The sequence below is a fragment of the Kitasatospora sp. NPDC052896 genome, assembly GCF_044547075.1.
Lineage (GTDB): Bacteria > Actinomycetota > Actinomycetes > Streptomycetales > Streptomycetaceae > Kitasatospora.
Genome location: NZ_JBITZU010000014.1, coordinates 1 through 932, shown reverse-complemented (window position 1 = coordinate 932; position 932 = coordinate 1). Strand labels below are relative to the sequence as shown.

General features: G+C 66.7%; 2 rRNA genes and 1 pseudogene. All 3 read right to left on the bottom strand.

Going from position 1 to position 932, the window contains the following annotated elements:
- Nucleotides 1–243, bottom strand: a pseudogene (locus ACIGXM_RS24655) (hypothetical protein); the annotation flags it as partial.
- Nucleotides 244–591: 348 nt separating this feature from the next.
- A 5S ribosomal RNA gene (gene rrf / locus ACIGXM_RS24650) occupies nucleotides 592–708 on the bottom strand.
- A 131-nt stretch (nucleotides 709–839) separates the two neighbouring features.
- Nucleotides 840–932: ribosomal RNA gene (locus ACIGXM_RS24645) — 23S ribosomal RNA — on the bottom strand; the annotation flags it as partial.

Genomic DNA, 932 nt, shown 5'->3' with positions numbered 1-932 from the left:
CACCGCGGTCACCGGAGGGCCGATCATCGCGGCGGAAACCACCACGGTCACCGGAGGGCCGATCATCGCGGCGGAAACCGCCACGGTCACCGGACGGACGGTCATCGCGGCGGAAACCACCACGGTCACCGGACGGACGGTCGTCACGGCCGTACCCGCCCGACGGACGGTCGTCACGACGGTACCCACCGCGGTCGCCACCGCGATCACGGTCTCGGTCCCGGTCGTCGCGCCGGTAGCCACCGTCACCACGATCGTCGCGACGCGGGCCGCGGTCGTTCGACCAACCGCCCCGAGAGCGGGGCTCATAGCCTCGGCCATCGCCCGAGCGGCGCTCGGGACGGTCCTGGGGCGGATTCGACATCGCGGTGACTCCTTCTGCTACATCAACTGCGCCGCTGGCCCGGGCAGCGACGGCGCCCGGTGCGGCCAGGTGCCGGCCGCCTGGCCACACACCTGTCTCCATTGTCTTGCATCGGTCCCACCCCCGCGTCTGGGGAGGCGGAGCGGGCCGACGAATCCTGCGAAACCTCGGAAAACAAAAAGGCCGCGGCCCCAGCGAGTCGCTGGGGCCGCGGCCTTTGAATAATTGTTCGGCGGCGTCCTACTCTCCCACAGGGTCCCCCCTGCAGTACCATCGGCGCTGTGAGGCTTAGCTTCCGGGTTCGGAATGTAACCGGGCGTTTCCCTCACGCTATGACCACCGAAACCCTATCGGGTATTCAGCGAAACACACTTTTTAGTTGATAAGTGTTCCACCAGGCTGGGCCGAAGCGAGGCTTCGGCTGCCGGAGATAGCTGTTCGCTACCCGGGAACCACACAGTGAACGCGAGCGTCTGAGGACAAGCCCTCGGCCTATTAGTACCGGTCAGCTCCACCCCTCACAGGGCTTCCACATCCGGCCTATCAACCCAGTCGTCTACTGGGAGCC